This is a genomic window from Clostridium sp. CS001, from assembly GCF_020443565.1.
Taxonomy (GTDB): domain Bacteria; phylum Bacillota; class Clostridia; order Clostridiales; family Clostridiaceae; genus Clostridium_AD.
Map to the genome: position 1 here is coordinate 81,050 of NZ_JAIZZN010000015.1, position 6,880 is coordinate 87,929.

Below are 6,880 nucleotides of genomic sequence, written 5' to 3' on the forward strand. Positions count from 1 at the left end.
TATGAAGGGAAGTGTGTTTGTGCTCCTATATCTTAATATCATCACTCATATTATCATCCACCATAAAGTCAATATCCACATTCTTCTCTCTCAGCTTATTAATATAAATCACTGCACTTCTAAAAGTTTTCTTATCCTTTGGGTTTCCCAATCTAACTGAAAAATTCACAGGCTTATTGTAGCATTTACAATATTGCATATTACTTAATTGTTTTTTGAAACTGCTCAGTGGCAATACCTCATGGGTGACATTATGTTCTCTACAGTACTTTACAAATCTATCATAAAAGGATGTATAATTAAGCCGAAGTACAATATCCCCTTCCAAATCGACTACCGCATCATAGTCTATATCTCTTAGAAGATCATTATTAGCTGCCATACGATTCATTGTTTCAAAGTTTTGTTCTATAACCGTTTTGCTACTTGAGCCACCGTCTAATAAATCCTCATAGGCTCCTCTTTCTATTGATGAAACAATATCTTTAATTGAAAATCCAGTACACTCTTGCATGTCTAAATCCAGATCATCAAAGACACTTTTAAGTAAAGCTATCCCAAGAATACAGTTAGATATAGAGTTCTTCACCCTATCATTTTTAATATTATTACTTATCAACTTTTCAAAAGCTGCACCGTGAATTTCCCTTATTCTTTTCTCATCCATTTTTAAGGCCTCCTTTAAAAGACTTCTCCCAAGCTTATTAAGTAAAACAGATTTATTCTTTAATTCTTCTAGGCTTTCCTTAGTTACTTCATCAAAATAAGAAGTTGCAAATATAATTCTAAGACTCCTCCCTATATTAGCCGTTTCCTCAATTCCTACCTCTCCAGACAAAATCACTGAAGCTCTAGGAATAAAGCACCTATTCTTATCTAGAGTAGCTACCCCTTTTATGCCCTTATAATTATCATAGGAATTCCTCATAACCCCTGAAATTAAATCCACTTTAGTCTTGCCTATTATGTGCGGTTTGTATTCCTCCAAAATAAGCGGTATAAAGTTACTGCTACTTGCAGTCTTGTTTAATGCAAAATCTGTACACTGTGCGGCGTTTAATATTCCATCCTCCATGCAAAGCATAGGGGTAATAACATACTTTACAGCACTACTTTTCCCACTACTACTTTCCCCCTCTATTAAAAGATGATTGTATTGAATGTTATTGTTTTTAAGCTTTTCTTTAAGAAATAGACCACTTACATAACCTAATATGGCTGCAGTATTTTTAAGTATGCTAAATTTAAATAAGTATGGAGAAATTAATAAAAGCTCTTCTTTTGTTATAGCATCGCTTTTTAGAATATTAGTATTAAGCTCTGCATATTGATTTTGGAGCACTATATCTTTCATGGGGTCTCCCTTTAAGTCTAGTGCTCCATGTTCTGACACAAAGCACCACTGATTATTTAGCTTATGAAATCCACTAAAAGTAACTCCCCGCTTTATATCGCAGGCTTTACTCGAAACAATAAATCTTATATATTGAAGATCCTCAATCCTTCCAATATAAAAGGTCTTGAAGCTATTTAAAGCCTTCCTAAAGGATATTACATCATCAAAATCAGAGGTCTTAAATATTTTATCTTCTATGACCCCTTCTTCCGTAACAATATTTCCTGTAATTTGAGCATCCCCTTCGCTCTCAATATAATATTTGGGGTTTATAATAAAATTAGAAATATTTATTCTCTGCCCCTTGTGGTATTTGTAGTAACAGAACTCACCTTCTAAAATATTCCCTATGGTTTTATCCTCTAGAGCACATTCCTCAATAACTGCATCCTTTGTAGCCTTAACCAAACTAATTAATTCCTCTTTTGAACCTCCATTTTCTACCCAATCCACAATGTCACCCTTAAGTTCTAAGCCTGGAAGCTCAATTACTTTTATAGACCTAGCCTCATTCTTTAATGCATGCAAAACATCTGTAGCATAGGCTTGTCCACTCTCATCATTATCAGGTAAAATAACTACATTAGCTCCCTTAAATGAAGAAGCATAATCCTTACTATATGTTAAAAACCCCTTAGATCCAAAAGCAGTGGTCGTCCCTATTAACCCAAGCTGCAAAATCTTTTCAACACATTTCTCTCCCTCTACGAAAAAAATAATTTCATCATCTTCTATGCCCTTTAAAACCTTAGGTAAATTATAAATAACATGCCTTGTATTTTTTATGCCAAAACTCCAGCTACTATTATCTTTACTATAAGCCATGAAATCTTTTTTTCTCTTATCTTCCTCCATCCACTCTCGCCTACAAATTTTATATAAAACATTTCCACCTTCATCTTTATAATAATAATTAGCCACAACTTCCTTGCGATGACTTGATCTATCACTTTTAACATTGTTATTAAAAACTTCGCCCTTATCAAGTTTAATATTATACTTTTTACTTAAAAAAGTTACTTGATTGTTAAATCCCTGAATGCCCTCTTTATACTCAGCAGCCTTAAAAATATCCCCTCTAGCTCTACATACAAAACATGTCCAGTACCGCCCATTGCTTCCTGGTACTATGGCTGCACTCGGATCTTCATCCCTGTTTTTATGCGCAAGTTTATTGAAACAAGTAAACTTCCTGTTTTTACTTTCACTACTGTTTTCACTTATATAATCTTTCAAACGATCCTGTATTTCAATAATACAGCTTTCTTTAAATTTATTTGTCATAGTTTTTGAACCCCCTAATTACTTTTGTACGGCTTATCTCTAAGCGTTATCCTAATCCTTAAAACAACCATGGCACTTTATTTACATTTTCAGTAAAGATATATGCTTTTGTAGTAGCATTTCACTAAAAATTTAAAAATTATTACAAACTTTTATTTATTACAGTAATTATGTAATCAAAAACACTAAATGTAATTGGCCTTAATCATTGATATACAACGCTTTATCTCAGACTTGATTATTAAATTACAAATTTATTATTAGGGTATATAGCTAGTTAATTCTTTTAAATTTTTACTTTTGCATTTATTGATGATTCCTATACTTATATTAATAATATTTTTTTGTAATATATAAATTTAACTATGTTCTAGTACAGGCTTTCTAAGAGGTTATGGGGATTACAACCTGAAGTAACATGTTGTAATTTCCTGTTAATGTCTACCTTTGAAACATATAGTGTTTTAGTATCTTGATTTATGATAAACCCAGTGGTAATATAATGAAATATGTGTAATTTATGTTTTAACCCTAAAGTATTATAATGATTTGGTTTATAAGTATATCTATTGAATTTATTGTTCATAATATCCGTAGAACACCTGTTCTTATTGATATTGTGAAAAGAGGTATATTTATGAGCATTAATATTACTAAAGGAATTGATAGAGAACTTTTTGTACACTTTAGTTACTCCGCTACATTTACAAAACATATTAAGAAAATTAAAGATAGTAAATATAGTAAGATTCACAATTGGCAAATACCATACAATTTAGAGAATCTACAAAAACTAGGCGAAATCTTTGCAAAGGAAAATATAATATTCGATCCTAATATTAATGAAAAAGCAGTAGATATTATAAAAATGTCTGCTGCCAATACTTTGATAATTTTAGAAATTGAAAAAACATTAAAACTTAAAGGGTATAGCCCAAAAACAATAAAGTGCTATGTTGGTCATATGAGGAGATTTGTTGAATCTACTAATAAAAGTATTAATGAAATTACAAAAGACAATATTAGTGATTATCTTCTATATTTACTTGAACATGAAGCCAGTTCACATTCATATGTGAATCAAGCAATAAGTAGCATTCAGTATCTAATTAAAGGCAGCTGTAATCCATTCAACATTAACTTACAGCTACCAAGACCTAAACATGAAAGTAAATTACCAAACATTTTAAGCAGGGATGAAGTTTTAAGAACTTTAGATGCTAGCACTAATATAAAACATAAAACATTATTATTTATGGTTTACTCAGCTGGTCTCCGGGTTAGTGAAGTGGTTAGACTAAAGCCATCTGATATTGATTCTGATAGGATGTTAATATTTGTGGGTAATGCTAAAGGATATAAAGATAGATATACAACTCTTTCTAGAGTGGCTTTAGATCAACTTAGATTCTACATAAGTAAATATAATCCAGAGCCATGGCTTTTTCCTGGTCAAGATGAAAGCTATCATTTATCAGAACGATCAGCTCAAAGAATCTTTGAAATTGCATGCAAAAAAGCTAATATTACGAAAAAAGTTTCTATTCACTGTCTTCGCCACTCTTTTGCAACTCATTTGCTAGAGGGTGGAGTGGATCTGAGATATATTCAAGAACTTTTGGGCCATACTAGTTCGAAGACCACTGAGCGATATACGCATGTTACAGAGAAAAGTATAAGTAATATTGAGAGTCCATTGGATAGATTTATGAGATAGGTGATGGGGATTAAAGGGGGTGAGGGATTCTACAGATATATGGGTAAGTTTACGACAGACATTCGTAAACTTAAGAGTTATAGGTCATTTAGAGCAAGAAAATTATTTATCTAAGGTTATTTGAAATTATTTTTTAAGACACAGTTGTATAATCTTAGGAAACACAATAAGGAGGATTATGATGGGCATTTCGGTTGATGAACTTTTTACATTGAAAGAATTAGACGCACAAGCAATATTTGGAGGGGTTAAGTATCCTTGGGAAATCCTTACAAGAATTAGCACTTTCATTCTTGAGTACGGAAAAACTCTGCCAAAAGATTTTGAAAGAATAGATGAATTTGTATGGGTTGGTAAAGGCACTACTATTGAAAAAAGTGCTCTGATAAAAGGTCCAGCGATTATCGGTTATAATTGCGAAATCAGGCATTCCGCTTTTATTAGAGGAAATGTTATCATAGGCAATGGTGTTATCGTTGGAAACTCAACTGAAATTAAAAATTCGATTCTCTTTAATAAAGTGCAGGTTCCGCATTATAATTATGTTAGCGATTCAATATTAGGGTATAAATCCCATTTGGGAGCAGGTGCAATAACCTCTAATTTAAAGTCCAATGGAACGTTAGTAAAAGTAAAATATGGTACAGATATTATTGAAACTGGTTTAAAAAAATTTGGTTCAATTTTAGGTGATTTATCGGAAGTAGGATGTAACGCAGTTTTAAACCCAGGGACAATATTAGGCAAAGGCAGTATTGTTTATCCATTATGTTCTGTGAGGGGTTGTATTCCAGAGAATAGTATTTTGAAAAATAGTGGTGAAATTGTTGTAAGAAAACAAAGTTAAGTAACCAGAATACTTGTCCATAATTTTGTATTCAGAAGTAAGTTTTACAGTATCTCACTTCACCGCATTCTAATATTATGCAACAATTGTTATGAAGTAAAGATCCTATTCTATAATATCTGGGGTAGGTCTTGCTCAAAGTATAGTTACTAAACGACCTATAACAAAATGTTGCCATTCGCCTTGGCTAGAGAGTGCTTTTAATGGAGACAGTTTAGTATTCATATATATCTTTTAATTATGACTCTCTTGAACTCATCGCCAAGGCACATTCCTTCACCAAGCCCGTCGGGCTAAGGTTTAGGAACGTCGTAAACAAGCAACGTTATGCGAAATTATTTTAATAAAAATCTAACTCATATAAAAATAACTTGTAAAATAATTGAATAACATTACTATTTTTGATAATATGGAATAGTGATGAATTAAAGTTGGGGGTGCGTATGAGTAGAGAGTTAAAACAATTTGTTGAAGATGCTGATTTTATTGAAAGAATGAATAAAGCTTTTGCAGACCTAAGAGCGGATTATGAACTTGATTTAGATGAATCAAAGGAGAAAATAAATGAACTCAAAGCCGTGCATGTAGATAATAAAAATCATTTATCTAATCTTATTTCATACTCCACTAAGTCTAGTGGAATAGTTTCCGGATTAAGAGGCACAGGAAAAACACACTTATTTTTATTGTCTAGAGAAAGCATAAATGAAAATATTAATAAAAATAAAGCTATTGTTATATATCTAAATGTAAAAAGACTTCACCTACCTCAAGAATTTAACCAAGAAATGTTTAACAGAATCTTTAGTTTGTTTTTATACAATGAACTTACCAAACAGTTAAATACTATAATACATCAAATGCAAGATGAAACATACCTAAAGAGGTTCTTATCTTTATTTAAAAATAATAACAAAGAATTCATTATCAATTTAGAAAAAGCAATTGTTAAGATAGGAATGTTTAAGGAGATAATTAAGCAGGGAAGCCAAACATATGTTAATTTAGAATTAGGAACTATTGAAAATGAAGCGTTCAATAAAGAATTGTTAGATATTAAGAATAAAATTGCTTCCAAATTAAAAGTAAACAGTGCTGAGATATCAGCTGAGACAGCTATGACATTAATTAGTGAAGTAAGCGGAAAGATGTCTACTAACAATGCATATCTTACTTACCTAAATATTCAAGATGTAAGAACTCAGTTAATTGATATTTTAAAACTTTTAAAACTTGATGCAATTACATTTTATATTGATGAGTGGGAAAAATTATACTATAATCAGAAATTTCAAGAATATCTAGCATTTTATATTGATAGAATGATTGATACGCCTATCTACTTTTGGTTGGGATTAGTACCTTATAGAGGAAGGTTATATGGTCTTGATAATGGGGCAGACTTACAACATTTTATTAATTTAGATGATAGTTTGGTATATGAGAACTCAAAAACAGATAAAGAAATATGTATGAATTATTTTAAGAGTTTTATTAATAATAGGTTGAAGCAGTACTTAGCAGATGTATTTGTCAAGTGAAAACTCCCCCATATTCTAACCCAAAACTCCCCCACTAAAAATTATAAAAAAATAATGTTTTCTCTTAATAATTATATAGTGGAGGAAAAACTTAT

At 31.1% G+C, this 6,880-nt stretch carries 4 protein-coding genes; 3 read left to right on the top strand and 1 reads right to left on the bottom strand.

Annotation, left to right across the window (positions count from 1 at the left end; all coding sequences use genetic code 11):
- Positions 1 to 25: 25 nt before the first annotated feature.
- Entirely contained in the window at positions 26 to 2,680 is a 2,655-nt protein-coding gene (locus LGK97_RS11615) for a hypothetical protein (protein WP_226259935.1), read from the bottom strand.
- 637 nt (positions 2,681 to 3,317) lie between these two features.
- Here LGK97_RS11615 and LGK97_RS11620 point away from each other — a divergent pair.
- The 3 genes from LGK97_RS11620 to LGK97_RS11630 all read left to right on the top strand — a co-directional run bounded on the left by LGK97_RS11620 (position 3,318) and on the right by LGK97_RS11630 (position 6,785).
- The gene (locus tag LGK97_RS11620) at positions 3,318 to 4,397 is read left to right on the top strand and encodes a tyrosine-type recombinase/integrase (RefSeq protein ID WP_226259936.1); all 1,080 of its coding nucleotides are present in this window, start codon (positions 3,318 to 3,320) and stop codon (positions 4,395 to 4,397) included.
- A gap of 181 nt (positions 4,398 to 4,578) precedes the next feature.
- Positions 4,579 to 5,244 carry a UDP-N-acetylglucosamine pyrophosphorylase gene (locus tag LGK97_RS11625; RefSeq protein ID WP_226259939.1) on the top strand — a complete coding sequence of 222 codons (666 nt, stop codon included), beginning with the start codon at positions 4,579 to 4,581 and terminating at the stop codon, positions 5,242 to 5,244.
- 443 nt (positions 5,245 to 5,687) lie between these two features.
- Positions 5,688 to 6,785 (top strand): hypothetical protein, encoded by a 1,098-nt coding sequence (locus LGK97_RS11630; protein ID WP_226259937.1) that lies wholly within the window; start codon positions 5,688 to 5,690, stop codon positions 6,783 to 6,785.
- The last annotated feature ends 95 nt before the right edge of the window (positions 6,786 to 6,880 follow it).

Bases quoted from the DNA above. Each gene is read 5' to 3' on its own strand.
- LGK97_RS11625 (WP_226259939.1), top strand. From the start codon at position 4,579: ATGGGCATTTCGGTTGATGAACTTTTTACATTGAAAGAATTAGACGCA.
- LGK97_RS11630 (WP_226259937.1), top strand. From the start codon at position 5,688: ATGAGTAGAGAGTTAAAACAATTTGTTGAAGATGCTGATTTTATTGAA.
- LGK97_RS11620 (WP_226259936.1), top strand. From the start codon at position 3,318: ATGAGCATTAATATTACTAAAGGAATTGATAGAGAACTTTTTGTACAC.
- LGK97_RS11615 (WP_226259935.1), bottom strand. From the start codon at position 2,680: ATGACAAATAAATTTAAAGAAAGCTGTATTATTGAAATACAGGATCGT.